The organism is Streptomyces sp. RLA131, assembly GCF_056270125.1.
In genome coordinates this window covers 6,026,570-6,051,256 of record NZ_JBWDOQ010000002.1, presented here as the reverse complement: position 1 = coordinate 6,051,256, position 24,687 = coordinate 6,026,570, and the positions used below count along the sequence as shown (strand labels likewise).

Annotated in this window: 24 protein-coding genes; 6 read left to right on the top strand and 18 right to left on the bottom strand. The window is 72.7% G+C overall.

Translation table 11 applies throughout. The features are described from left to right. Positions 1 to 61: 61 nt before the first annotated feature. Positions 62 to 1,525, bottom strand: coding sequence for a transcriptional repressor NsdA (gene nsdA / locus RWE79_RS28395; protein WP_475942905.1), 1,464 nt, complete (start codon positions 1,523 to 1,525; stop codon positions 62 to 64). Between the two features lie 332 nt (positions 1,526 to 1,857). Here nsdA and RWE79_RS28390 point away from each other — a divergent pair, with 332 nt between their 5' ends. After that, positions 1,858 to 2,532 carry a bifunctional DNA primase/polymerase gene (locus tag RWE79_RS28390; RefSeq protein WP_475942904.1) on the top strand — a complete coding sequence of 225 codons (675 nt, stop codon included), beginning with the start codon at positions 1,858 to 1,860 and terminating at the stop codon, positions 2,530 to 2,532. A gap of 113 nt (positions 2,533 to 2,645) precedes the next feature. On the opposite strand, the gene ftsY is transcribed toward RWE79_RS28390, so the two are convergent. Continuing rightward, complete coding sequence (gene ftsY / locus RWE79_RS28385; protein WP_475942903.1) at positions 2,646 to 3,839, bottom strand: signal recognition particle-docking protein FtsY; 1,194 nt, start codon at positions 3,837 to 3,839, stop codon at positions 2,646 to 2,648. 100 nt (positions 3,840 to 3,939) lie between these two features. Here ftsY and RWE79_RS28380 point away from each other — a divergent pair, with 100 nt between their 5' ends. Further along, positions 3,940 to 4,926, top strand: coding sequence for an LLM class flavin-dependent oxidoreductase (locus RWE79_RS28380; RefSeq protein WP_475942902.1), 987 nt, complete (start codon positions 3,940 to 3,942; stop codon positions 4,924 to 4,926). Between the two features lie 75 nt (positions 4,927 to 5,001). Here RWE79_RS28380 and RWE79_RS28375 read toward each other — a convergent pair whose 3' ends face one another. The 5 genes from RWE79_RS28375 to RWE79_RS28355 all read right to left on the bottom strand — a co-directional run bounded on the left by RWE79_RS28375 (position 5,002) and on the right by RWE79_RS28355 (position 12,148). After that, the gene (locus tag RWE79_RS28375) at positions 5,002 to 6,432 is read right to left on the bottom strand and encodes a sugar porter family MFS transporter (protein WP_475942901.1); all 1,431 of its coding nucleotides are present in this window, start codon (positions 6,430 to 6,432) and stop codon (positions 5,002 to 5,004) included. A gap of 222 nt (positions 6,433 to 6,654) precedes the next feature. Further along, positions 6,655 to 10,410, bottom strand: a complete 3,756-nt coding sequence (locus RWE79_RS28370; RefSeq protein ID WP_475942900.1) for an AAA family ATPase — start codon at positions 10,408 to 10,410, stop codon at positions 6,655 to 6,657. A gap of 226 nt (positions 10,411 to 10,636) precedes the next feature. Then, positions 10,637 to 10,840: a hypothetical protein gene (locus RWE79_RS28365; protein ID WP_475942899.1), complete on the bottom strand. Its 204-nt coding sequence runs from the start codon at positions 10,838 to 10,840 to the stop codon at positions 10,637 to 10,639. A gap of 366 nt (positions 10,841 to 11,206) precedes the next feature. Then, complete coding sequence (locus RWE79_RS28360) at positions 11,207 to 11,488, bottom strand: acylphosphatase (protein WP_475942898.1); 282 nt, start codon at positions 11,486 to 11,488, stop codon at positions 11,207 to 11,209. Positions 11,489 to 11,851: 363 nt separating this feature from the next. Beyond that, positions 11,852 to 12,148 (bottom strand): hypothetical protein, encoded by a 297-nt coding sequence (locus tag RWE79_RS28355; RefSeq protein WP_475942897.1) that lies wholly within the window; start codon positions 12,146 to 12,148, stop codon positions 11,852 to 11,854. Here RWE79_RS28355 and RWE79_RS28350 point away from each other — a divergent pair. Then, complete coding sequence (locus RWE79_RS28350; protein ID WP_475942896.1) at positions 12,132 to 12,488, top strand: CAP domain-containing protein; 357 nt, start codon at positions 12,132 to 12,134, stop codon at positions 12,486 to 12,488. The two genes, RWE79_RS28355 and RWE79_RS28350, sit on opposite strands and share 17 nt — an antisense overlap. A 256-nt stretch (positions 12,489 to 12,744) precedes the next feature. Here RWE79_RS28350 and mutM read toward each other — a convergent pair whose 3' ends face one another. From mutM to RWE79_RS28305, 9 genes are all read right to left on the bottom strand, one after another. Then, positions 12,745 to 13,605 carry a bifunctional DNA-formamidopyrimidine glycosylase/DNA-(apurinic or apyrimidinic site) lyase gene (gene mutM, locus RWE79_RS28345; RefSeq protein ID WP_475942895.1) on the bottom strand — a complete coding sequence of 287 codons (861 nt, stop codon included), beginning with the start codon at positions 13,603 to 13,605 and terminating at the stop codon, positions 12,745 to 12,747. 61 nt (positions 13,606 to 13,666) lie between these two features. Further along, a complete protein-coding gene (gene rnc / locus RWE79_RS28340; protein ID WP_475942894.1) occupies positions 13,667 to 14,389 on the bottom strand; it encodes a ribonuclease III in 723 nt (240 codons plus the stop codon). Positions 14,390 to 14,408: 19 nt separating this feature from the next. Beyond that, positions 14,409 to 14,582, bottom strand: coding sequence for a 50S ribosomal protein L32 (gene rpmF, locus RWE79_RS28335; protein WP_026251550.1), 174 nt, complete (start codon positions 14,580 to 14,582; stop codon positions 14,409 to 14,411). Positions 14,583 to 14,584: 2 nt separating this feature from the next. Then, positions 14,585 to 15,163 (bottom strand): YceD family protein, encoded by a 579-nt coding sequence (locus RWE79_RS28330; protein ID WP_475942893.1) that lies wholly within the window; start codon positions 15,161 to 15,163, stop codon positions 14,585 to 14,587. Positions 15,164 to 15,300: 137 nt separating this feature from the next. Next, a complete protein-coding gene (locus RWE79_RS28325) occupies positions 15,301 to 16,407 on the bottom strand; it encodes an ATP synthase F0 subunit B (protein WP_475942892.1) in 1,107 nt (368 codons plus the stop codon). A gap of 10 nt (positions 16,408 to 16,417) precedes the next feature. Then, positions 16,418 to 16,897 carry a pantetheine-phosphate adenylyltransferase gene (coaD, locus tag RWE79_RS28320; RefSeq protein ID WP_475946161.1) on the bottom strand — a complete coding sequence of 160 codons (480 nt, stop codon included), beginning with the start codon at positions 16,895 to 16,897 and terminating at the stop codon, positions 16,418 to 16,420. A 38-nt stretch (positions 16,898 to 16,935) separates the two neighbouring features. Beyond that, complete coding sequence (gene rsmD, locus RWE79_RS28315; RefSeq protein ID WP_475942891.1) at positions 16,936 to 17,526, bottom strand: 16S rRNA (guanine(966)-N(2))-methyltransferase RsmD; 591 nt, start codon at positions 17,524 to 17,526, stop codon at positions 16,936 to 16,938. 47 nt (positions 17,527 to 17,573) lie between these two features. Continuing rightward, positions 17,574 to 19,781 (bottom strand): ATP-dependent DNA helicase RecG, encoded by a 2,208-nt coding sequence (recG, locus tag RWE79_RS28310; protein ID WP_475942890.1) that lies wholly within the window; start codon positions 19,779 to 19,781, stop codon positions 17,574 to 17,576. Positions 19,782 to 19,850: 69 nt separating this feature from the next. Beyond that, positions 19,851 to 21,449: a DAK2 domain-containing protein gene (locus RWE79_RS28305; RefSeq protein WP_475946159.1), complete on the bottom strand. Its 1,599-nt coding sequence runs from the start codon at positions 21,447 to 21,449 to the stop codon at positions 19,851 to 19,853. 260 nt (positions 21,450 to 21,709) lie between these two features. Between RWE79_RS28305 and rpmB the strand changes: the two genes are divergently transcribed. Beyond that, positions 21,710 to 21,895: a 50S ribosomal protein L28 gene (rpmB, locus tag RWE79_RS28300; protein WP_014628431.1), complete on the top strand. Its 186-nt coding sequence runs from the start codon at positions 21,710 to 21,712 to the stop codon at positions 21,893 to 21,895. A gap of 46 nt (positions 21,896 to 21,941) precedes the next feature. Here rpmB and thiD read toward each other — a convergent pair whose 3' ends face one another. Both thiD and RWE79_RS28290 read right to left on the bottom strand, forming a co-directional pair. Next, on the bottom strand, positions 21,942 to 22,766 hold the full coding sequence (gene thiD / locus RWE79_RS28295) for a bifunctional hydroxymethylpyrimidine kinase/phosphomethylpyrimidine kinase (RefSeq protein ID WP_475942889.1): 825 nt from the start codon (positions 22,764 to 22,766) through the stop codon (positions 21,942 to 21,944). Then, entirely contained in the window at positions 22,763 to 23,728 is a 966-nt protein-coding gene (locus RWE79_RS28290; protein ID WP_475942888.1) for a thiamine-phosphate kinase, read from the bottom strand. The genes thiD and RWE79_RS28290 overlap by 4 nt, the downstream gene beginning before the upstream one ends. A 144-nt stretch (positions 23,729 to 23,872) precedes the next feature. Between RWE79_RS28290 and RWE79_RS28285 the strand changes: the two genes are divergently transcribed. Continuing rightward, positions 23,873 to 24,106, top strand: a complete 234-nt coding sequence (locus tag RWE79_RS28285) for an Lrp/AsnC family transcriptional regulator (protein WP_475942887.1) — start codon at positions 23,873 to 23,875, stop codon at positions 24,104 to 24,106. A gap of 76 nt (positions 24,107 to 24,182) precedes the next feature. Further along, positions 24,183 to 24,647: a DUF3515 family protein gene (locus tag RWE79_RS28280; protein WP_475942886.1), complete on the top strand. Its 465-nt coding sequence runs from the start codon at positions 24,183 to 24,185 to the stop codon at positions 24,645 to 24,647. The last annotated feature ends 40 nt before the right edge of the window (positions 24,648 to 24,687 follow it).

Here is a 24,687-nt window from a genome sequence, read left to right as displayed (position 1 = left end):
CCGGAGGAGCTCCCGGCGCGGAGGGGCGGTGCGCGCGCCGGGAAGCGGCGCGGCGCGGGGCTCAGGCGGTCTCCGCGACCTCCGGCAGATGGGTCGCCAGCCGCTCGGTGAGCTGGGCCACGGCGGGCACGTCCCCGAAGTCGCGCAGGGCGGTGTCGGAGGTCTTGCGGATACGGGTGTTGACCCGCTCGGAGCGGATCTTCCGGGCGACCCCGATGGCCTGGATCGTCAGGTCGGCGGCCTGCTCCGGCTCGCGTTGCAGCAGGTGCACCGAGGCCATGCCGATCAGGTTGAGGGCGTACGCCCGCTGGTGCACCGGGTCCTCGCCGAAGAGCTCGACGGCCCGCGCCATGACGGGGTGGGCGAGCGAGGCGTAGGTGGGGCTGCGGCCGGCCACGTAGGCCAGGTCGCGGTAGGAGTGGGCGTTCTCCGCGTTGAGCTCGGCCTCGTTGAAGAAGCTGATCCAGTCCGGGTCCTCGGCGGCGCGGGAGTCGGTGAAGCTGTCCTCGGCCATCCGCACCGCCCGGTGGCACTTGCTGACCTGGCCCATGCCCGCGTAGGCGCGGGCCTCCATCGCGTACAGCATCGCCTGGGTGGTGGCGCCGGCGCTGTCCCGGCTGCCGTACTGCGCGAGGTGGATGAGCTCCAGGGCGTCGTCCGGGCGGTTCAGGTGGATCATCTGGCGGCTCATGCTGGACAGCACGAAGGCGCCCAGCGGCCGGTCGTCGGCCTCCTTGGCGGCGTGCAGGGCCAGCACGAAGTACTTCTGGGCGGTCGGCTGGAGCCCGATGTCGTACGACATCCAGCCGGCCAGCGCCGCGAGGTCGGCGGTGACCCGGTACAGCCGCCTGGCGACCCGCTGCGGGTGCGGCTCCTGGAGCAGGTCGGTCACCTCGTGCAGCTGCCCGACGACGGCCTTGCGGCGCAGCCCGCCGCCGCACTGGCTGTCCCACTGGCGGAACATCACCGTGGTGGCCTCCAGCAGCTCCAGCTCGGGCTCCGAAAGGCGCGAGACCCGGCCGCTTGTCCCGGGGTCCCGGGGCAGGGGGAGCCCGGCGTCGGGGAAGCCCGGCGGGGCCGGCAGCAGCCAGCGCTGCATCGGCTCGACCAGGGCCGGGCCGGCCGCCAGCGCCAGCGAGGCCCCGAGGAAGCCGCGACGGCCGAGCATCAGGTCGCTGCGGGAGAACTCGTTGATCAGCTGCACGGTCTGCGGGCCGGCCCACGGCAGGTCCACTCCCGAGGAGGCGGTCGGCTGGTGCACCGAACGCAGCCCCAGGTCCTCGACCGGCACCACACAGCCGAAGCGCTCGGAGAACAGCTCGGAGAGGATTCTCGGGATCGGCTCGCGCGGCTGCTCGCCGTCCAGCCAGCGGCGCACCCGCGAGGTGTCGGTGCTGACGTGCAGTGCGCCCATCTGCCGGGCCCGGCGGTTGACCTGGCGCGCCAGCTCGCCCTTGGACCAGCCGCTGCGCACGAACCACGAGTTCAGCTGCGCGTTGGGCTGCTTGTCCTGTGTGCCGGCCACCGAGAGGCCCCCATTCCGACATTCCGGGTCGCCCCGGGTCGCCCGACGCCCAACGCCGTTGCCAACGATAGGGCTTGATCACATCCGCGACTCCCCCGCTTGCCCCCGGCACAACCGTCGGCGGAAGCGATTTCGCGCGGCTTGATGAACCGAAAGTAATCCTACGATCACCCGTCCGGCGAGCCCCGGTGGCGAATCGCCACCATTCGCCACCCCTTCGAATGAACTACGCCGTGGCCATAGGCGATTCACTTGACACATGCCGATCACACGGGAGTCGGCTGATCAGGCGCGGGCGTAACCATCTGCGACCGCGACCCGTTGGGGGTGTCATGGGCTTCACTATCGGCAGCATGCGGACCATTCGCGACATGCCGTACATGCGGCAGGGCGCGCGCCGCCGGACACGAGCCTCGGCGTGCACGACGGTCGCGGAGTACACCGGGTTGTGCGGCTGGGACGTCACGCCCGGCGCGCGCGCCTCGCGCGGCGGCGAGTGCTCCTGCGGTGTCGCGCACTGCGTCGCCCCCGGCGCGCATCCGCTCCCCTTCGCCGGGGTGGTCCCGGCCGGCGCCACGCTGGAGGAGGTCACGGCCGCGTGGGACCAGGCCCCCGGCGCGTCGGTGCTGCTGCCGGTGGGGCGCTGTTTCGACATCATCGAGGTGGCCGAACGCCCCGGGCTCCGCGCCCTGGTCCGGCTGGAACGCATGGGGCTGCGGCTCGGCCCCGTGGCCGCCACGCCCACCGGGCGGGCCCAGTTCTTCGTGGCCCCCGGCGCCGCCGCGGAGCTGCCGCACCTGCTCTACCGGATGGGCTGGGACGACGCCGACCTGGACCTGCGCTGTCTCGGCCCCGGCGACCACGTCACCGCTCCGCCGTCCGACCTCGCGGGGCTGGGCCCCGTCCGCTGGCTGCGCGCGCCCGCCTTCGACACGGCCCCCCAGCCCCCCGAGGCCCGCCTCCTGCTCGGCACCCTGGCGTACGTCTGCCAGCGCGGCCGCGCCTAGGCAGCCGGGCGGGAGCCGCCTCCGCACGGCCGGCGGGCGGGACCCGCCCTCCGCACGGCCGGCGCCATTTGTCGGACGGGCCCAGGGCGGTCACCCCGGGGGGCGCGGGGCTGCTACGCCTCGCCGATCAGGGCGTCCACGAACGCCTCCGGTTCGAACGGCGCCAGGTCGTCCGCGCCCTCGCCCAGGCCCACCAGCTTCACCGGCACGCCCAGCTCGCGCTGGACCGCGATGACGATGCCGCCCTTGGCGGTTCCGTCGAGCTTGGTCAGGACGATGCCGGTGATGTCGACGACCTCGGCGAAGACACGGGCCTGGACGAGGCCGTTCTGGCCGGTGGTGGCGTCCAGGACGAGGAGGATCTCGTCGACGGGCCCGTGCTTCTCCACGACGCGCTTGACCTTGCCGAGCTCGTCCATGAGGCCGGTCTTGGTGTGCAGCCGCCCGGCCGTGTCGATGAGTACGACGTCGGCGCCCTCGGCGATGCCCTCCTTGACGGCGTCGAAGGCCACCGAGGCGGGGTCGCCGCCCTCGGGGCCGCGGACGGTGCGGGCGCCGACCCGGTCGCCCCAGGTCTGGAGCTGCTCGGTGGCGGCGGCGCGGAAGGTGTCGGCGGCGCCGAGGACGACGCTGCGGCCGTCGGCGACCAGGACACGGGCGAGCTTGCCGGTGGTGGTGGTCTTGCCGGTGCCGTTGACGCCGACGACCATGACGACGGCCGGCTGCTCCTCGTGGCCGTCGGTCCGCAGGGCGCGGTCGAAGTCCGTGCCGAGCAGGTTGAGCAGTTCCTCGCGCAGCAGTGAGCGCAGCTCGGCGGGCGTACGGGTGCCGAGCACCTTCACCCGGGTACGCAGCCGCTCGACCAGTTCCTGGGTCGGCGTCACGCCGACGTCGGCGGTCAGGAGGGTCTCCTCGATCTCCTCCCAGGTGTCCTCGTCGAGGTGCTCGCGGGACAGCAGCGCGAGCAGTCCCTTCCCGAGCGTGTTCTGGGAGCGCGACAGCCGGGAACGCAGCCGGACCAGCCGGCCGGCGGTGGGTTCGGGCTGTTCGAGCTCCAGAACCGGCGCCGCGGGGCCGGCCGGAGCCTCGGGCAGCTCGACTTCCTCGATGGTCCGCCGGGGTTCGTCCCGGGGGACCTCGGCGTCCTCACCGACGTGCGGTTCGGCGGGCGGGGCGGTGATCGTCGGTGCGGCGGACGGCGGCGCGGGGGGCAGCTGCCGCTTCTTGCGGCGGGTGCCCACGAAGAGGCCGCCGGCCGCGACGACCGCGACCAGGGCGATGACTACGGCAAGGATGACGGTTTCCATAACTCCCCCAGTATCGGTCACGCGGCAGGCGGGCGGCGGCAGGGCGCCGCCGTCCGCCGTACCCCTATTCATCTGACGCAGTGTCAGTTATTTTCGGCCCATGGCCGTCACCGTCGTACGTTTCAATCTCGTCGACCCAGCCGGTACCCCCGATGCCCGCTCCCACCGCTACCGGTCCGCCGTGGAGATGGCCGCGTACGCCGACGAGCACGGCGTGGCGACCGTCCAGACCGAGGAGCACCACGCCTCCCCCGACGGCTGGCTGCCCTCCCCGCTGGTCTTCGCCGGAGCCGTGCTGGGGGCGACCCGGCGGATCGCGGTCACCGTCTCCGCGCTGATCGGGCCGCTCTACGACCCGCTGCGGCTGGCGGAGGACATCGCCGTCCTCGACCTGCTCGGCGGCGGCCGGCTGGTCACCGTGGCCGGGATCGGCTACCGCGAGGAGGAGTACGCGGCGCTCGGCGCCGACTGGAAGCGGCGCGGCGCGGCGCAGGACGAGGTCCTGGAGACCCTGCTCGCCGCCTGGACCGGCGAGCCCTTCACCTTCCGCGGCCGCACCGTCCGGGTCACCCCGGTGCCGTGCACCCGGCCGCACCCGCTGCTGCTGGTCGCCGGCAGCTCACGCGCGGCGGCGCGCCGGGCGGCCCGGCTGGGGCTGCCCTTCTTCCCCAGCGCGCACCTGCCCGAGCTGGAGGCCTACTACCTGGCGCGGACCCGGGAGTACGGCACCGAGGGATGGTGCCTCATGCCGCCGGCCCGGGTGCCGCTGCTGCACATCGCGGAGGACCCGGAGCGGGCCTGGGCCGAGTACGGCGGGTATCTGCTGCGGGAGGCGCTGACGTACGCGTCCTGGCAGAACGAGGGCATCCGCTCGGCGGTGCGCTCCGCCTCGCGGACCGTGGCCGAACTGCGGCGTGAGGGCGTCTACCGGATCCTCACCCCGCAGGAGTGCGTCGAACTGGCCGGGGCGGGCGGGGAGCAGGCGAGCCTGGTGCTGCATCCGCTGTGCGGCGGCATGCCCGTCGACGAGGGCTGGCGGAGCCTGCGGCTCTTCGCCGAGCAGGTCGTGCCGCGCCTGGAGGCCTGAGCCGGGCGGCCCGGGCCGGGGCCCGGGCCTCCGGAGACCGGCGGGAGGGGCGAGCGGGCAGCGGGGACCGTGGGGTCAGCCCATCTCCTCCAGCGTCTTGCCCTTCGTCTCCGGGACGAACTTCAGGACGAAGGGGATCGACAGGGCCGCGAAGGCCGCGTAGATGACGTAGGTCCCCGACAGGTTCCACTCGGCCAGGCTCGGGAAGCTGGCCGTGATGACCCAGTTGGCGATCCACTGCGCGGAGGCGGCGACGCCGAGGGCGGCGGCGCGGATCCGGTTGGGGAACATCTCGCCGAGGAAGACCCAGACCACGACACCCCAGGACAGCGCGAAGAACAGCACGAAGGTGTGGGCCCCGACGAGGGCCACCGTGCCCTCGGTGTTCGGGAGGCTGATGTTGTCGCCGGTGCCGGTCTTGTGGGCGAAGGCCCAGGCCACCAGGGCGAGGGAGAGGGTCATACCGGCGGAGCCGATGAGGGCCAGCGGCTTGCGGCCGATGCGGTCGACGAAGACCATCGCGATCACGGTACCGATGATGTTGATGATCGACGTGGTGAAGGAGTAGAGGAAGGAGCTGCTCGGGTCGATACCGACGGACTGCCACAGCGTCGCCGAGTAGTAGAAGATCACGTTGATGCCGACGAGCTGCTGGAAGACCGACAGGCCGATACCGATCCAGACGATGCGCAGGAAGCTGAAGCGGCTGCCGAGCAGGTCCTTGAAGGAGGGCTTGTGCTCGCGGCGCAGGTGGTCGCGGATCTCGGCGATGCGCGCGTCGAGATCGACCGAGGAGCCCTCGACGTCGCGCAGCACCGCCTCGGCGTCCTGGATGCGGCCGGCGGCGATCAGGTAGCGGGGCGACTCGGGGATGGCCAGGGACAGCAGTCCGTAGAGGACGGCCGGGACCACCATCACCCCGAGCATGACCTGCCAGGCTTCGAGACCGCCGACGAGCGTGCCGCGCTGGTCGCCGTCGGCGGCCTGCAGGATGCCCCAGTTGACGAGCTGGGAGATGGCGATGCCGGTGACGATCGCCGCCTGCTGGAAGGAACCGAGCCGGCCGCGGTACGCCGCCGGGGCCACTTCGGCGATGTAGGCGGGGCCGATGACGGAGGCCATGCCGATGGCGAAGCCGCCGATGACCCGCCACATGGCCAGGTCCCAGAGGGCGAAGGGCAGCGCCGAGCCGACGGCGCTGATGGTGAACAGCACCGAGGCGATCTGCATCACGCGGATACGGCCGATGCGGTCGGCGATCCGGCCGGCGGTGGCGGCGCCGATCGCGCAGCCGATGAGGGCGATGGCGACGACCTGCGCGAGGGCGGCGGGGCCGACGTCGTACTTGCCGCGGATGCCTTCGACGGCGCCGTTGATGACGGAGCTGTCGTAGCCGAAGAGGAAGCCGCCCATGGCGGCGGCCGCGGTGATGAAGATGACGTGGCCGAGGTGGTCCGGATGGGCCCGGCGGCCTCCGGCGTCGACCTGGGGTGTGGTGCTGCTCACGGTTACTCCTGGGGCTCAGCGCTGAGCCCTCCGGTGGGGGGCTTGATCTTTGAGTGTCAGCCGATACGGCGACCGGCACCACCCGAAGGCTGTTACATCGCTGAAGACCTTATTCCTTCAAGTATTGAAGTCAAAACTTCCCCGCGGGCGCCCAAATCCGGCCTGGGACCCCATACTGGGTCGTCGGCCTGATTTATTAGTTGAATGTAAACACCAAGTTCTCTAGCGGAGCCGCTGGCTGATGACCTTCGACACGCCGTCCCCCTGCATGGAGACCCCGTACAGCGCGTCGGCGACCTCCATCGTGCGCTTCTGATGGGTGATCACGATGAGCTGCGAACTCTCCTGCAGCTCCTCCATGATCCGGATCAGCCGCTGCAGGTTGGTGTCGTCCAGGGCCGCCTCGACCTCGTCCATCACGTAGAACGGGCTCGGCCGGGCCTTGAAGATCGACACCAGCATCGCCACGGCGGTCAGCGAGCGCTCGCCGCCCGACAGCAGCGACAGCCGCTTGACCTTCTTGCCCGGCGGACGGGCCTCCACGTCGACGCCGGTGGTCAGCATGTTCTCCGGGTCGGTGAGGATCAGCCGGCCCTCACCGCCCGGGAAGAGCCGTGAGAAGACCCCCTCGAACTGCCGGGCCGTGTCGTGGAACGCGGCCGTGAAGACCTGCTCGACCCGCTCGTCCACCTCCTTGACGACCTGGAGCAGATCCGTCCGGGTCTTCTTCAGGTCCTCCAGCTGCTCGCTGAGGAACTGGTGCCGCTCCTCCAGCGCCGCGAACTCCTCCAGGGCCAGCGGATTGACCTTGCCGAGCTGCGCGTACGCCTTCTCGGCGGCCCTCAGCCGCTTCTCCTGCTCGGCGCGGTCGTAGGGACGCGGCCGGTTGCGCGGGTGCTCCGGGTCCTCCGGCAGCGTCTCGCCCTCGGCGGGCGGCGACGGCGGGACCGGCAGCCCGGGACCGTACTCGCCGACCAGACCGGCCGGCTCGATGCCGTGGTCCTCCAGCGCCTTGGCCTCCAGCTGCTCGATCCGCGTCCGCTTCTCGGCGCCGAGGACCTCGCCCTTGTGGACGTCGTCGGTGAGCCGGTCCAGTTCCGACTTCAGCTCCCGGCCCCGCCGGCGCTCCTCGCCGAGTTCCGCCTCGCGCCCGGCCCTGGCCCCCTCGGCCGCCGCCCGCTCCTGCTCCGCCCGGGTGACCGAGACCTGGACGTGGGCGAGCAGCCCGCGCGCTCCGGCCAGCACGGCGGAGGCCACGGTGGCCTCGTACTCCAGACGGGCCCTGCGGCGGGCCGCGCGGGCCCGGGTCTCGCGCTCCGCGTGGGCCGCCCGGTCCAGGCCGTCGGCCCGGCCGGCAAGGCCCTTGACCCGCTCCTCGTGGGTGCGCGCCTGGAGGCGGGCCTCCATCTCGGTCTGCCGGGCGTTGGCGCCGTCGGCGGCCAGCCGGTCACGGGCGGAGGTGTCCGGCTCCTCCCCGTCCTCGGAGCCCGCGGCCGCCTCCTCGGCCTCGCCCAGGCGGTACGACAGCTCCTCGAACTCCTCGGTGGCGGCGGCCATCGCCTCCTGCGCCCGGCCGACGGCGGCCGCGGCACGGTCCGCCTCGCCGGCGGCCGCCCGCGCCTGGCCGGCCAGCCGGCCGAGCTGCTGGGCCACGGACGACTTCTGCTTCTCCACCGCGCGCCGCCGCCCGGTCAGCTCGTCCACCACGAGGGCCGCCGCCGCCCGGCGTTCCTTCGCCCCGCTCTGCTCCTGGGCCAGGGCCTCGCAGACCCCGGCCAGCCGCTCCAGCTCCGCGGCGGCCTCGTCCACGGCGGCCCGCACTTCGAGGAGGCTGGGCGCGCCGGCGGAGCCGCCCTGCGCGAAGTGCGCGCCCAGGATGTCGCCTTCGGCGGTGACGGCCGTGAGGTGCGGGTGCGCGGCGACGAGCGCCTCCGCGTCGGCGAGGGTGGGTACGACGACGTGGTCCCGGAGCAACCGCCGTACCGCGGGCAGCAGTTCGGCGGGGCCCGAGACCAGGGCTGCGGCGTGGACGAGCCCGGGGTCGGCGGCCTCGGTACGGGCGTGCGGGACGGCGGCGGTCACGGTGGGCGCGGGCGCCGACGCCGGCTGGGGACCGGCGGCGGGGCCCGAGGCGGGACCGGCGGCAGGACCGGCGGCAGGACCCGCGGCCGGAACGGCCCGGCCGTCCGCCACGGCCTCGCGTGCGGGGACCGCGCCCCCGCCGTGCGGGTCGCTCTCCCCCGGCCCGGCGGCGGTGGCGCCGTCCGCCACCAGCAGCGCGGCCCGGCCCGCGTCGTCCCTGCGCAGCAGGCGCAGCGCCTCGGCGGCGGCCCCGGGGCCGGAGACCGCCACCGCGTCGGCGGCGGCGCCCAGCGCGGCGGCGACCGGCACCTCGGATCCCGCGGTGACCGTCAGCAGCCCCGCCGCGGGCCCGAGCAGACCCGACAGCCGCTCCCCCGCCGCCAGCAGGGCGCCGGTGCCGTCCTTGCGGCGAAGGCCCAGCGCGAGGGCGTCGTGCCGCGCGGCGGTGGCGGCGCGTTCGCGTTCGGCGGCGGTGGCGGCGTCCCGGGCGGCGGAGTGTGCCGCGTCGGCGGCGGACCGGGCGTGCTGGGCGGCGTCCAGGCGTTTGTCGAGCTCGGAGTCGTCGGCGTCCAGGTCCTCGACCTCCGCCCTGAGCTGTTCGTACTCCTCCTGGGCGGACTCGGCGCGGTCCCGGGCCTCGTGGCGGGCGGCGGACAGCCGGCCGATCTCGGCCTCGGCCGACGAGGCCCTGGAACGGGCCGCGTTGACCTGGCCGTGCAGCCGGGCGAGCCCTTCGCGGCGGTCCGCGAGGGCGCGGGCGGCGGCCTTGAGCCGCTTGTCCTCGTCGGCCAGCCGGCGCTCCAGTTCGGCCCGGTGGCCGACCGTGTCGTCCAGGGCGCGCCGGGCGGCGTCCAGCGCCTCCGTCAGTTCGGCCTCCTGTTCGCGGATGCGGGCGGCCTCGCGTTCCATGTCCTCGGGGTCGCGGCCCCGGCGCTCCTCGGGCGGCTGGCCGGTGGCATGGCGTACCCGCTGCTCGGCGAGGCCGATGGTGCCCCGGACCCGCTCCGCCAGCTGCGACAGTCCGTACCAGGTGGCCTGGGCGTCGGCGAGCCGGGGGGCGAGGGCGCGGACCTGCTCCTCCAGCCGGGCCTCGCGCCGGACGGCCTCGGCGAGCAGCGCTCCGACGGTGTCCCGGTGCTCCTTGAGGGCCGCCTCGTCGGCGACTTCGGTGCGCAGCGCGTCCCGCAGTGTGACAAGATCGTCGGCAAGGAGCCGGAGGCGCGCGTCGCGCAGATCGGCCTGGATGACCGCTGCCCGGCGGGCCACTTGCGCCTGCCGTCCCAGTGGCTTGAGCTGTCGCCGCAGTTCACCGGTGAGATCCTGGACACGGGCGAGGTTGGCCTGCATCGCGTCCAGCTTGCGCAGCGCTTTCTCCTTGCGCTTGCGGTGCTTCAGCACGCCCGCGGCCTCCTCGATGAAGGCGCGGCGGCCCATCGGATCGGCGTGCAGTACGGAGTCGAGCTGGCCCTGGCCGACGATGACGTGCATCTCGCGGCCGATGCCGGAGTCGGAGAGCAGCTCCTGGATGTCGAGCAGCCGGCAGGTGTCGCCGTTGATCTGGTACTCGCTGCTGCCGCCGCGGAACATGATCCGCGTGATGGTGACCTCGGCGTACTCGATGGGCAGCACGCCGTCGCTGTTGTCGATGGTCAGTGACACCTCGGCCCGGCCCAGCGGGGGCCGCCCGGTGGTGCCGGCGAAGATGACGTCCTCCATCTTGCCGCCGCGCAGCGACTTCGCGCCCTGCTCGCCCATCACCCAGGACAGCGCGTCCACGACATTGGACTTGCCGGAGCCGTTGGGGCCCACGACGCAGGTGATGCCCGGTTCGAAGCGCAGGGTCGTCGCCGAGGCGAACGACTTGAACCCGCGCAGGGTCAGGCTCTTGAGGTGCACGCCGCTGAACCCTACCCTCCGCTCACCCTCCGCTTTGGTGACCGCCCCGGCGTTTCACGGGAGTACGCGCAGGGCACATCAGACCGTAGGGGTGGAGGTCACGGGAGGTCCAGAGGAGACGCCAGGCGCAGGTGCGCGGCAGGGGTGGACATGACGAAGGGACGCCGGAGCGTCCCTTGCACATTCCCAAGGGGGCACGTCGCCACTGATCCGCCGAAAAGCGGGATCAAGCGAGAACGGGCTCCGCGTGGTGTACGTCGATGCTGCTGAGCAGCGACTCTTCGTGCGACGCGGCAGCAAGCGCATCGTTCTCGGCCTGGATTCGTACAAGCTCGGACTCCAGGTCCTGAACGCGCTGCTGCAGCCTTCGCATCTCGGAGAGAAGTCGCGGGTCGGGGCCGCCGACGTAACCGAGAAGCGCCTTTGCCATGATGGATGGTCCTCCACGCTGAGTGACCGAACCGGGAGCGGTCTGGGTCGTGAGTGAGGGGTTTTGGCCCGCGCCCTGTAGCTCCGGAGTTGTCTTTTTCAAGCCATAACAACCTCGGTGGGCGGGGCTTCCAGCGTCTCACCAAATGGTTTGAGGGTCAACACGATCACAGCCCACTCGTCGCGCATGCCTAAGAAATCACGGCGCCGCATATGCGCCGGTCGCATGCCGCGAGGCTGTAGATCGTCCTCGATGACCGCAGCCTTGCATGCCGTTCCGCAAAAGGCAACCTCCCCGCAGAGCTTGGTTCATGAGATTCCCGGCGGGGTCGTGCTCCGCGCGTCCACCTGCGAGGACGGTGGCGGCTCAGCGGATCTCGAAGCCCTCGTAGCCACCCCTGGGGAGACCCCAGATCTCGGTGACGCCGTCCACCCTCCCGGGCGTGTCCCCGTCCCGCAGCCACAGCAGGAGCCGCTCGCACCGCTCGCGGTCCCCTTCGGCGACGATCTGGACCCGGCCGTCTGCGAGATTGCTCACATAGCCGGCCAGCCCCCCTGTCTCCAGGGCGTACGCCCGTGTCCACCAGCGGAAACCCACTCCCTGGACCTTTCCGCGGACCCAGGCGGTGAGACGGACATTCTTGTTCATGTCTCGCACGTTATCCCGCGAGTTCTCACAGGTTCACCACAGTCACTCTTGGTTTTCGATACAGTCGCGCCGCAACAGGACTCGCCCGTTCGGGTGATCCCCATCGACGCAAGGACAGCACCGGATGGGTCGCCATTCACGTTCTGCCCCACCGCCCGTGATCGCCCGGAGCGGTGGAGGCCGCCGCCGGCGCGCGGCGGCGGCGGACCGCTCGACCATGAAGCGGCGCCGTCACCACCCGGTCAGGACCGGACTGCTGGCCACGTCCGCGGCGATGGCCGTAGGGGCGATCGCGGTGTCGGCGGGACTGCTCCCGACGCCGAACGGCTCGGGAGGGTACACCTTCCCCGGCAGTAACGCAGGTCAGGTCCAGGCCGGCGGCCAGGCCGAGAACACCGGCGTCCAGGGCAGCTCCTCGCCGACCCCGACCGACCGCGCCTCCACCCCCGCCAGCCGCGGCAACGACCGCTCCAGCGCCCCGGTGGCCACGCCCACGCCCTCCGCCAGCTCCTCGGCGCCGACGGCCCGCCCGAGCGCGCCGAGCAGCAGCAGTAGCAGCGTCCCGGTGTCACCCACGCCGAGCGCCAGCGCGTCCAGCACCGCCACCGCGCCCGCGGACCCCGACGCGAGCACGGCGGTCCAGGTGCTGACGCTGGTCAACGCCGAACGCGCCAAGATCGGCTGTGTCCCGCTGACCGCCGACGCCGAGCTCGCCGAGCTCGCCGAGGCCTTCAGCAAGGACATGGCCGCGCGGGACTTCTTCGACCACGTCGACCCGGACGGCAACGACCCCTGGGACCGCGCCGAGGCAGCCGGTGTCACCGGCCTCGGCGGCGAGAACATCGCCCGCGGCCAGGCCGACGCGGCCGCGGTGATGGACGCCTGGATGAACAGCCCCGGCCACCGGGCGAACATCCTCAACTGCAACTTCCGCACCCTCGGCGTCGGCGTCTTCGAGGGCGACGGCGGCCCCTGGTGGACGCAGGACTTCGGCTACTGAGCTAGCCGGCGCCGGGCCGGGCACCGGCCCGGCGCCGTCAGGCCCGGCGCCGTCAGGCCCGGCGCCGTCAGGCCCGGCGCCGTCAGGCCCGGCGCCGTCAGGCCCGGCGCCGTCAGGCCCGGCGGTGGCGGGCTCGGCCCGGCCCCCGTGAGAAGGCGTCGGGAAGTCATGGCTCGACCCGGTGGGGCGAGCGGCTGAGGGCCCTGATCGTGCCCGCCGGGCAGCGCGTGCCCGGGGTGCTCGCCGCCCGGCCGCGTTACGACGGGGCGCGCGGCGGGCGCTGACAGCGCGGGCAGTAGTAGCTGGAGCGGTTCATCCACGGCCTGCGGCGGATCTGCGTACCGCAGCGGCGGCAGGGCTCGCCCTCACGGCCGTAGGCGTCCAGGGAGCGGTCGAAGTACCCGGACTCCCCGTTGACGTTGACGTACAGGCTGTCGAAGCTGGTGCCCCCGGCGGCCAGCGCGTCGCCCATCACCTCGCGGATGTGGGTCAGGAGTTCGGTGACCAGGGGCCGGGTGAGGGTTGCGGTCGGGCGCTCGTAGTGCAGCTTCGTACGCCACAGCGCCTCGTCGGCGTAGATGTTGCCGACGCCGCTGATCAGCGACTGGTCGAGCAGCGCCCGTTTGACCGTCGTACGGCGGCGGCGCAGCGCGGCGTGGAACGCGGCCTCGTCGAAGGCGTCGTCGAGCGGGTCGAGGGCGATGTGGCCGAGCGGCAGGGGCGTCCCGTCGGGCGTCGTGGTGTGCAGGGAGAGCCCGCCGAAGGTGCGCTGGTCCACGAAGCGCAGCTCGGTGCCGAGGTCGTCGGTGAAGCGGACCCTGATGCGCAGATGGGTCTCGGGCGGGGCGTCCTGGGGCTGCACCAGGAGCTGGCCGCTCATGCCCAGGTGGGCGACGAGCGCGGTGCCGGCCTCCGGGAGCGGGAGCCACAGGTACTTTCCCCGGCGGTGGGCCTCGCCGAGGGTGGCCCCCTTGAGGCGGTCCGCGAAGTCCTCCGCGCCGGCGAGGTGGCGTCGTACGGCGCGGGGATGCCGCACCTCGGCCTCGGCGACCGTACGGCCGCTCACCCAGCGGGCGAGGCCTCGCCGTACGACCTCGACCTCGGGCAGCTCGGGCACGCGCCGTTCCCTTCGGGTGTGGTGCCGGGTGGTGCCCCGGTGGGGGCGGCCCGGCCTCCGCCTAGGCGGAGGCGGACGGGCTGCCCACCACCTGGGCCGAGATGGATCGCCAGGCCGCTTCCGCGGCCTGCTGCTCGGCTTCCTTCTTGCTGCGGCCGGTGCCGGTGCCGTACTCGACACCACCGACGCGGGCGGCAGCCGTGAAGGTCTTCTCGTGGTCCGGGCCGGTCTCGGTGACGACGTACTCGGGAACGCCGAGGCTCTCGCTCGCGGTGAGTTCCTGGAGGCTGGTCTTCCAGTCGAGGCCGGCGCCGAGGTTGGAGGACTTCTCGATGAGCGGGTCGAAGAGCCGGTGGACCAGCTCGGAGGCGGCCCCGAGACCCTGGTCGAGGTAGACCGCGCCGATCACCGCTTCAAGGGTGTCGGCGAGGATCGACGCCTTGTCCCGGCCGCCGGTGCCTTCCTCGCCACGTCCCAGGCGGATGAAGCTGCCGAGGTCGAGACCACGGCTGACTTCCGCCAGGGCGCGGGAGTTGACGACCGCGGCCCGGAGTTTGGCGAGGGTGCCCTCGGGGAGGTCGGGATGGGTTCGGTAGAGGGTGTCGGTGACCACCAGGCCGAGCACGGAGTCCCCGAGGAACTCCAGGCGCTCGTTGGTGGGCAGGCCACCGTTCTCGTATGCGTAGGAGCGATGCGTCAGCGCACGCACCAGAAGGGCGGGCTCAAGTGTGTACCCGAGCCGCCCTTCCAGAAGCGTGTGGGACGAGGCTGCCGTTTCTGACATGGAGCCCGTCACCCGCCGATCAGACCTCGAGGACCTGACGACGGTTGTAGGTTCCGCAGCTCGGGCACGCGATGTGCTGCTGCTTCGGCTCGTGGCAACGCTCGCACGCCACGAGGCTCACGGGCGCAGCCTTCCACTGCGAACGGCGGTGGCGCGTGTTGCTGCGCGACATCTTCCGCTTCGGAACAGCCACGGCTACTTCTCCTGGTTCTCGTCGGCGCCCTGGTCGGCACCGCTCTTCTGAAATTCCTGCAGGGCCGCCCAACGGATGTCGGTGGCCTCGTGGTGGTGGTCCGGGTCGTCCGCGAGCCGGGCTCCGCACTGGGAGCACAGGCCCGGACAGTCGTCCTGGCACACCGGCTGCAGCGGCAGTTCGAGAACCACCGCGTCACGCAGCACGGGTTCGAGGTCGAACAGGTCGCCCTCGAGGTGGAGTGTGTCCTCCTCCTCGGCGTCGTCACCGGCGTCGACGGGCTTGTGGTGCCCACCGGTCCGGGTGTCGGCGTCGGGGTAGGAGTACAGCTCCTGGAACTCCGCTTCGAGCTCACGCTCGATCGGCTCCAGACACCTTACGCACTCCCCCGAGAGCGTCGCACGGGCGGTACCCGTGACGAGTACCCCCTCCATGACCGACTCCAGGCGGAGGTCAATGCGGATGTCCGCGCCCTCGCGGACGCCGATCACCTCGATGCCGAGATCCTTGGGCGCCGGAAGCGTACGGGAGACCTTCTTCATCGCGCCAGGACGACGACCCAGCTCATGCGTGTCGAACACGAGCGGCTCGCGGTGGTCCAGGCGGGTGTTGATGGCTTCCTGCTTTCGTTTCGGTGCGGCGTGCTCCGTGAGACAGGGCACGCCAAAGCGCCGGGGGGATTACACGGCTGAGGGATCAGGATACCGGTCCCCCGGGCTCAGCCCAAACCGCGGCCCTGTTCCAGCTCACGGAGCCGGTCGAGGTCGATCATCCCGGTGTCGAAGAAGCTGGTCTCGTCCAGCGCGGGCTGCTGCTGCGCCTGCTGGTGCTGCTGTTGCTGCTGCTGTTGCTGGTCGTGCTGCTGGTAGCCGTACTGCTCGGTGTGCTGGGCCTGCTGGTGCTGCTGGGCGTACGGATCGGGCTGCTGCTGGTAGCCGTAGCCGGGGTCCTGGTAGCCGTAGCCCTGCTGCTGGGTCTGCTCGGCCTGCTGGGCGGCGTACGGGTCCGCCGTGTAGTGGCTGGCCTGGTCCGCCTGGCCCGGCTGCTGGTAGCCGTACCCGGCGTTGGGGTCGTACTGCTGGTAGTCCACCGGCTGGGCCTGCTCCGCGACGGGGGCGGCGAGGCCGGCCAGGTACTCGGCGTCGCTCTGCCCGGCGGAGACGTCGTGGGCGACGGACAGCGCGCTCAGCTCGTCGACCGGGTTGTGGCCGGTGAGCTTGAGACGGCCGCGGCCGACGGCCTCCAGGGTCTTGGAGAGCACCGCCTCGAAGGCGCCCAGCTTGGTGTCGACATAGGCGTCGGCGTTGCGGCGCAGCGTCTCGGGGTCGGCGGAGCGCTGGGGGGCGTCCTCGTCCTCGTAGCCCTGTTCGTCGAGCCCCGGGCCGTGGCCGAGGAGCTTCTCGCGCCCCCGGTCGACGGAGCCGATGGTCTTGGTGAGGACCACCTCGAAGTTGGCGAGCTTGCTGTCGACGTAGTCGTCGGCCTCGGCACGGATCTCCTCCGCCTCGCGGCGGGCCTCGGCGACGATGCGCTCGGCCTCCTCCTGCGACTGCTGGGCGATCCGGGTGTCCGAGATCATGGAGCCGCGTTCGGCGTGCGCGGACTCGATGATCCGCTGGGCCTCGGCGCGTGCCTCGCCGACCATCTGCTCCCGCCCGCCGAGCAACGCCTCGGCCTGGGACAGGGAGTCGGGGAGCGCGGCCCGCACATCACCGAGCATGGCGAGCAGCTCGGCGCGGTTGACCACACAGGAGGCCGACATCGGCATCGACCGGGCGGCCTCGACGGCGGCCACGATCTCATCGAGCTTCTTCTGGACGTCCACAGGGCAGAGCCTAGCGCTGCCCGAGCTTGCGGTTGAGGGCCCGCAGGACGGTGGGGGGCACCAAGTGCGAGATGTCGCCGCCCCATTGGGCGACTTCCTTGACCAGAGAGGACGACAGGAAGCTGTACGTCGGGCTGGTGGGGATGAAGAGGGTCTCCACGCCCGACAGGCCGTTGTTCATCTGGGCCATCTGCAGCTCGTAGTCGAAGTCGCTGACCGCGCGCAGGCCCTTGACGATGGCCGGGATGTCGCGCTCCTTGCAGAAGTCGACCAGCAGCCCGTGGAAGGCCTCCACCTGTACGTTGCCGAACTCCGCGGTGACCTCCTCGATGAGGGAGATCCGCTCGTCGACGCCGAACATGCCCTGCTTGGCCTTGTTGATCATCACCGTCACATGGACGACGTCGTACAGCCGGGACGCGCGGGCGATGATGTCGAGGTGTCCATTGGTGATGGGGTCGAACGACCCCGGACAGACTGCGCGGCGCAATGGGAACTCCTCGCTCTGCGTGCGCGTGACGGGCTCCGTCATGACGCGTCGGTGACCTGGGCGGCGCGACCGTACCAAAACGTTCCCTCGCCGTAACGGCGGGCCCGCAGGCCGTCGAAACCCGCGGGCCAGCGGAAGCCCCCGTCCCGGGTGCTCCTGGTGCTTCTCTCCACCGTGACGACCGCGTCCGCGTCCAGCCAGCCCCCGGTGGCGAGTGTGAGCAGGATCTCCCGCAGCTCGTCGTCCGCCACGGCGTACGGCGGGTCCAGGAAGACCAGGTCGTACGGCTTCGCGGGCGGCGGTCCGGCGACGACCTTCTCGGCCCGGCCGGGCCGCACCTCGGCGCCCGGCAGGCCCAGCGCCGCGACGTTCTCCCGGATGACCCGCGCGGCCCGCGGCTCGGCCTCGACCAGCAGGACGTGCTCCGCCCCGCGCGAGAGCGCCTCCAGGCCGACGGCGCCCGACCCGCCGTACAGGTCCATCACCCGGGCCCCGTGCAGGGTGCCGCGCAGCGACTCCCAGGTGGAGAACAGGCCCTCCTTCGCCCGGTCCGAGGTCGGCCTGGTCCCCGTACCCGGAGGTACGGCGAGGCGGCGGCCACCGGCGGCTCCGGCGATCACGCGGGTCATGTCACGTCCTGGGTGCTGAGGGGGCGGCTGACTCCCTACGATACGGCTCAGCCCTTGTCCAGGTACTCCTCGCGGTCGGCGTCCACCAGGCTCTCCAACGCGCTGCGCAGGTCGGGGCTGTCGGCCAGCTCCGGGTCCGCCGCGACCAGGGCGGTGGCCTCCTCGCGGGCGGCGGCGATCACCTCCTCGTCCTCGATCACGGTCAGCATGCGCAGGCTCGACCGGGTGCCGGACTGGGCCTGGCCCAGCACGTCGCCCTCCCGGCGCTGCTCCAGGTCGATCCGGGACAGCGCGAAGCCGTCCAGGGTGGCCGCCACCGCGTCCAGGCGGGCGCGGGCCTGGCTGGCCTCGGGCATCTCGCTCACCAGCAGGCACAGGCCGGGTGCGGTGCCCCGGCCGACACGGCCGCGCAGCTGGTGCAGCTGCGAGACACCGAAGCGGTCCGCGTCCATGATCACCATGGCCGTGGAGTTCGGCACATCGACCCCGACCTCGATGACGGTCGTGGCGACCAGCACATCCACCTCGCCGGCCGCGAAGCGCCGCATGACGTCGTCCTTGGCGTCCGGCTGCATCCTGCCGTGCAGGACCTCCACCCGGAGCCCGGCCAGGGGTCCGGCGGCCAGCTGCCCGGCGACGTCCAGCACGGCCAGCGGGGGGCGCCGCTCCGCCTCGTCCTGCGCGGTCTTCTTCTTGGGGTCCGGCTCCTCGTCGCCGATCCGGGGGCAGACCACGTACGCCTGGTGGCCGCCCTCGGCCTCCTCGCGCACCCGCTCCCACGCCCGGGCCAGGAAGTGCGGCTTGTCCGCGGCGGGGACCACATGGGTGGCGATCGGCGAACGCCCGGCCGGCAGCTGGTCCAGGACCGAGGTCTCCAGATCCCCGAAGACCGTCATCGCGACGGTGCGCGGGATCGGTGTCGCCGTCATGACCAGCAGGTGCGGGGGCTGCGCGGCCTTGGCCCGCAGCGCGTCGCGCTGCTCCACCCCGAAGCGGTGCTGCTCGTCCACCACGACCAGGCCCAGGTCGTGGAACTGCACCTTGTCCTCGATCAGCGCGTGCGTGCCGACCACGATGCCGGCCTCGCCGGTCACCAGGTCCAGCAGCGCCCGGCGACGCGCGGCGGTGCCCATCGAGCCGGTGAGCAGGGTCACCTTGGTGCCGTGCTCGGCGCCTCCCAGCATCCCGCCGTGGGCCAGGTCGCCCATCATCTCGGTGATCGACCGGTGGTGCTGCTGGGCCAGTACCTCGGTCGGAGCCAGCATCGCCGCCTGGCCGCCGGCGTCCACCACGGCCAGCATCGCGCGCAGCGCCACCATCGTCTTGCCCGAGCCGACCTCGCCCTGCAGCAGGCGGTGCATCGGGTGGTCCGTGGCGAGGTCGCCGAAGATCTCCGCGGTGACCTTGAGCTGGCCCTCGGTGAGGGTGAACGGCAGCCGCTGGTCGAAGTCGGCGAGCAGGCCCTGCCGCGAGGGCACCCGCGGCACCGCCGGCAGCGCCGAGTCGGCCGCCCGGCGCCGGGCGAGGGCGACCTGCAGGACGAATGCCTCGTCCCACTTCAGCCGGGCCCTGGCGTCCTCCAGATCCGCCTTCGTACGCGGTCGGTGCACCTTCTCCAGCGCCTCGGGCAGCGGCGCCAGGGCCCGCGCCTCGCGCAGCGCGGCCGGCAGCGGCTCCCCGACCCCGGACCAGCCGGCCGAGTTCAGCGAGTCGAGGACCACGGCGACGGACTGGGCGATGCTCCACGAGGCGACCTGTTTGCAGGCCGGGTAGAGCGGGATCAGCCGGCTGGCGAAGGAGTCGACCGCCTGCTCGTCGTCGGTCTCCTCGGCGTCCAGCAGCCTGTACTCGGGGTGCGCGAGCTGGAGCCGGTGGTTGAAGACCGACACCTTGCCGGCGAACATGCCGCGCCGGCCGGGGAGCAGGTCGTGCTCGGGTTTGTGGACGCCCTTGCCGAAGAAGACCAGGGTCAGTGTTCCGCTGCCGTCGGTGACCACGACTTCGAGGCGGACGCCGCGGCCCGCGTTGAAGGTCTTCCTGGTCGCCTTGGCCACCTGGGCGACCACGGTGACGTGTTCGTCGAGCGGGAGGTCGGCGAGCCGGGTGAGCTCGCCGCGCTCGGTGTAGCGGCGCGGGTAGTGGTGCAGCAGGTCGCCGACGGTGTGCAGGCCGAGGTGGTCGGCGAACACCTTCGCGGTGCGGCCGCCGAGCGACTTCTTCAAGGGTTCGTCAAGGGCAGCAGACATCGGCTCCATCTTCGCGTACGGCGCCGACAACGCGCGGCGCCGGGCCGCCACCGCCCGGCCGGGGGCCGGCCGGCCCGGCTACTCGACGCCGATCAGCAGCGGGCAGCCGGCCTCGCCGCCCCGGTAGACGACGGTGTCGACGGCGAGGTAGCCCTCGCGTACATGGGACTCCAGGCGCTCGGTGAGGTCGCCGGGGGTACCGGCGCCGAGCACCAGGGTGACCATCTCGCCGCCGGCGGCGAGCATCCGGTCCAGGACGACGGTGCCGGTCTCGACGAGGCTGCCGCCGATGACGGCGACGTCGCCGTCGATGAGGCCGAGTATGTCGCCGGCCTGGCAGATGCCGGCGGAGGTCCAGAACTCGCTTTCGGCGAAGGCGAGTTCGGCGTAGCGGGTGGCGCCGGCCGCCGAGGTCATGGCGACGACGTCCTCGTCGAAGCGCCGGGCGGGTTCGTGGACGGCGAGGGCGGCGATGCCCTGGACGGCGGAGCGGGTGGGGATCAGGGCGACCCGCACGCCCTCGGCGCGGGCCTGGTCGGCGGCCGCGGCGGCGGCTTCGCGCAGGTCGGCGTCGTTGGGCAGGAGGACGACCTCGCGGGCGTGGGCGCGGCGGATGGCCTCGGGCAGTTCGGCGCCGTCGGCGACCACGACCGCGCCGGCCTCGGCGCACAGCGCGGCGAGTCCGGCGCCGGGGACCACGGCCACCACGGCGCGCAGCACGCGTTCGCCGCGCGGGGCCCGGTCGGCGGCGCGGATCTGGTCGCCGAAGTGGGTGACCTTGATCCGGTACGGGCGGCCGGCCTCGATGCCGGCCTCGACGGCGGCGCCCGCGTCGTCGACATGGACGTGGACGTTCCACAGGCCGTCGCCGCCGACGACCACCAGCGAGTCGCCGAGCGCGTCCAGCCGTCCGCGCAGTGCCGGGACGGCGGTGTCGTCGGCCTCCAGCAGATAGACCACCTCGAACGCCGGGCCGCCCGGCACGATGTGGGGGTCGCCGTCGGATCCGCAGCCGAAGGGGACCACCGTCCCCACCGGTCCGAGGGCGTCGGTGCCGGCCGGTTCGCGCCCGTCCAGGGCGTCCGCGAGGGCGCCGAGGACGGCCACCAGGCCCCGGCCGCCGGCGTCCACCACACCGGCGCGGCCGAGTTCGGCGAGCTGCCCCGGTGTCGCGGCGAGCGCGCGGCGGGCGGCCCCGTACGCGGCGCGGGCCACCGCGAGGTCGTCCCCGGCCTCCGCGGCGGCGGACGCGGCGGACGCGGCGGCCTCCGCCGCGGCGGAGGCGACGGTCAGCATGGTGCCCTCCACCGGGTGCGCCACCGCCTGGTACGCCGAGTCCGCGGCCTCGCGCATCGCCGGTCCCAGGCCGCCGCCGCCCGCGAGGACGCCGGTCATACCGCGCAGCAACTGGGCGAGGATCGTGCCGGAGTTGCCCCGGGCGCCGATGAGGGCACCGTGGGCCATCGCCCGCAGGGTCTCCGGCAGGCCGGCCCCGTCAGCGGTGGCGTCCAGCGCCTCGGCGGCGGACTCGACGGTCAGATAGAGGTTCGTACCGGTGTCACCGTCCGCGACCGGATAGACGTTGATCGCGTCGATCTCCTCGCGGGCCCGCTCCAGGGCCTGCAGCGCCAGCCGGCACCACGCGCGCACGGCAAAGGCGTCGAGCGTGGGCGGCACGGGCACGTGAGCCTCCAGGAAAGCCGGGGGAAGGGCTGTGGGCTGCACGCACAGTAGCGGGAGGCCGGTGAGCTGGGCCGTCCGGGGCGGAGACCCCTCTGACCATGGTAGTTTCGTTGCATCGGAGCGGTCGTAGTATGCTGCTTCGGTTGCCCGGGACCATCCCGGGCCATCCCTCGGAACTTCCGGTCATCAGTCAATGGCGTTCGGGCGCCGCAGGGATTTCACCGTACGTGCATCTGAAGTCTTTGGAGTGACCCGTGGCTGCCAACTGCGACGTCTGCGGCAAGGGGCCGGGCTTCGGCAATAACATCTCGCACTCGCACCGCCGTACTCGCCGTCGTTGGAACCCCAACATCCAGACGGTGCGTGCTGTGGTCGGTCGGACGCCGAAGCGCCTCAATGTCTGCACCTCGTGCATCAAGGCCGGCAAGGTCGCGCGCTGACGCATTCGTCGTAGCGCAGCCTTGCGGCTACTCGGGCCGGTTCACCTCAGGGTGAACCGGCCTTTGCCATGCCCGCCCACCCGTGGTCGACCGGGCCGATGCCCGCGCCGAGCGGGAAGCCGGCGGCGATGGCCCCGGTGACGTAGTGCTTGGCGGCGTGGACGGCGTCGGGCACCGCCAGTCCCCGGGCGAGGTACGAGGCGATGGCACTGGCCAGGGTGCAGCCGGTGCCGTGGGTGTGGCGGTTGTCGTGCCGGGGGGCGTGCAGCCAGTGCTCCCGGGTGCCGTCGGAGAGCAGGTCGACGGCGTCACCGTCGAGATGACCGCCCTTGACGACCACCCAGTGCGGGCCGTACGCGAGGATCGCGGCGGCGGCCTCCCGCATACCGGCCTCGTCCCGGACCACGACCCCGGTGAGTTGCGTCACTTCGTCCAGGTTCGGGGTGGCGACGGTGGCCAGTGGCAGCAGCCGGGTACGTACGGTGTCCACGGCCTCGCCGGCGAGCAGCGGGTCGCCGTGCTTGGAGACACCGACCGGGTCGACGACGACCGGCACCGCGACGCCCGTCAGCAGGTCGGCGACGGCCGCCACCAGTTCGGGGGACGAGAGCATGCCGGTCTTGACGGCCTCGACGCCGATGTCGTCGACGACGCTGCGGAACTGGGCGCGTACCGCCTCGGCCGGAAGCTCCCAGGCGCCCTGCACGCCCACCGAGTTCTGCGCGGTGACCGCCGTGACGACGCTCATCCCGTGCACGCCCAGGGCCAGCATGGTCTTCAGGTCGGCCTGGATGCCCGCTCCGCCACCGGAGTCCGATCCGGCGACGGTGAGGACGCGCGGCGGGGGGGCGGGTGTCGTCCCCGGCGTCATTCCTGCGCCCCGAAGTGGTCCCAGCCGCCGGCCTTGTCCCAGGGTGCGCCGTCCACGGTGACCCGGGGCGGCCCGGGGACGGCCGCCAGCACCTCGCCGATGACCCGCCAGCGCGCGGGCAGTTTCGCGTCCCTCGGGAAGGCGGCCACGATCGCGTGGTCCTCTCCCCCGGTGAGCACCCAGTGCAGCGGATCCACCCCGACGGCCTGCCCGATGTCGGACATCTGGGCCGGTACGTCGATGTCGGCGGTCTTGAGGTCGATCCGTACGCCGCTGGCGGTGGCGACGTGCCCGAGGTCGGCGACGAGTCCGTCACTGACGTCGGTCATGGCGGTCGCGCCCAGATCGGCGGCGGCCGGACCGGCGTGGTACGGCGGCTCGGGCCTGCGGTGGGCCTCGACGAAGGCGCGCGGGGAGCGGAACCCCCGGGACAGCACGGCGAACCCGGCCGCCGACCAGCCGAGCCAGCCGGTGACGGCGATGATGTCGCCGGGGCGGGCCCCGGAGCGGGTGACCGGCTCGCGGTCGCGCAGATCACCGAGGGCGGTGATGGAGACCATGATCGTGTCGCCGCGCACGACGTCACCGCCCGCCACCGCGGCGCCCGCGACCTGGCATTCGTCGCGGATGCCGTCCATCAGCTCGACCGGCCAGGTCACCGGCAGGTCGGCGGGGACGACCAGGGCCAGCAGCACGGCGGTCGGGACGGCGCCCATCGCGGCGATGTCCGCGAGGTTCTGGGCCGCCGCCTTGCGGCCGACGTCGTAGGCGGTGGACCAGTCGCGGCGGAAGTGCCGTCCCTCGATCAGCGCGTCCGTCGTGGCCACCACCCGGCGGTCCGGCGCGGCGATCACAGCCGCGTCGTCGCCGGGTCCGAGCCGTACGGCGGGGCTGGAGGTGAGCCGGGAGGTCAACTCCCTGATCAGCCCGAACTCCCCCAACTCGCCCACGGTCCCCTTCATCTGTCTGTCCCCTTCACCTGGTCATTCTCCCCGCGGCGCGAACGCGCCCGCGGACGTGCCCGCGCGGGTCTCCCCGTGGCGTCCGGCGACGCGGTACCGTTGCGGTCCCTCCCACATGATCCTCGTAGCCGCCCTGGAGGTTCCGTGGTACAGGCGTACATTCTGATCCAGACCGAGGTCGGAAAGGCTTCGGCAGTAGCGGAGGTGATTTCCAGGATCCCCGGTGTCATCCAGGCCGAGGACGTCACCGGCCCGTACGACGTGATCGTGCGTGCCGAGGCCGACACGGTCGACGATCTCGGCCGGCTGGTGGTCGCGAAGGTACAGCAGGTGGACGGGATCACCCGCACACTGACCTGTCCGGTCGTCCACCTCTGAGTCCTTCCCGGTGCCCCTCTAGACTCGACGGGTGATATTCCGCCGCCCCCGCCGTCGCCTCGTTCTCGTGCTGTCCGTGTCCGCCGTCGCGTGCCTGTCCGCGGCGGCGGTCCACGTGTACGCCTCCGGCGGGGACGACGACCGCGTCGCGGTGCCGTCGCCCTCGGCGAAGACCAGGGCGCTGTGCGCCGGACTCGCGGCCGCGCTGCCCGCCGAGGTCGACGGACTCCCCCGGCACACCCTTGAGCCCGCTTCCCGGCTGACCGCCGGCTGGGGCGATCCTACGGTGGTACTGCGCTGCGGGGTGGCCCGGCCGGAGGTACTCACGCCGGGCAGCAGGACGTACGACCCGACCTCGGACGCCGCCGACGTGAACGGCGTGAGCTGGCTCGTCCAGCGGACGGCGGACGGCTACCGGTTCACCACCACCGGGCGCGTGGCGTTCGTGGAGGTGTCGGTGCCGGCCCGGTACGCGCCCGAGGTCAATCCGCTGACCGATCTGGCGGCGGCGGTCCGGAAGTCCGTGCCGGGCGAGCTGTAGCCGGCAGCGCCGCCCCGGCCGCGGTCCCCGCCCCGGGGTC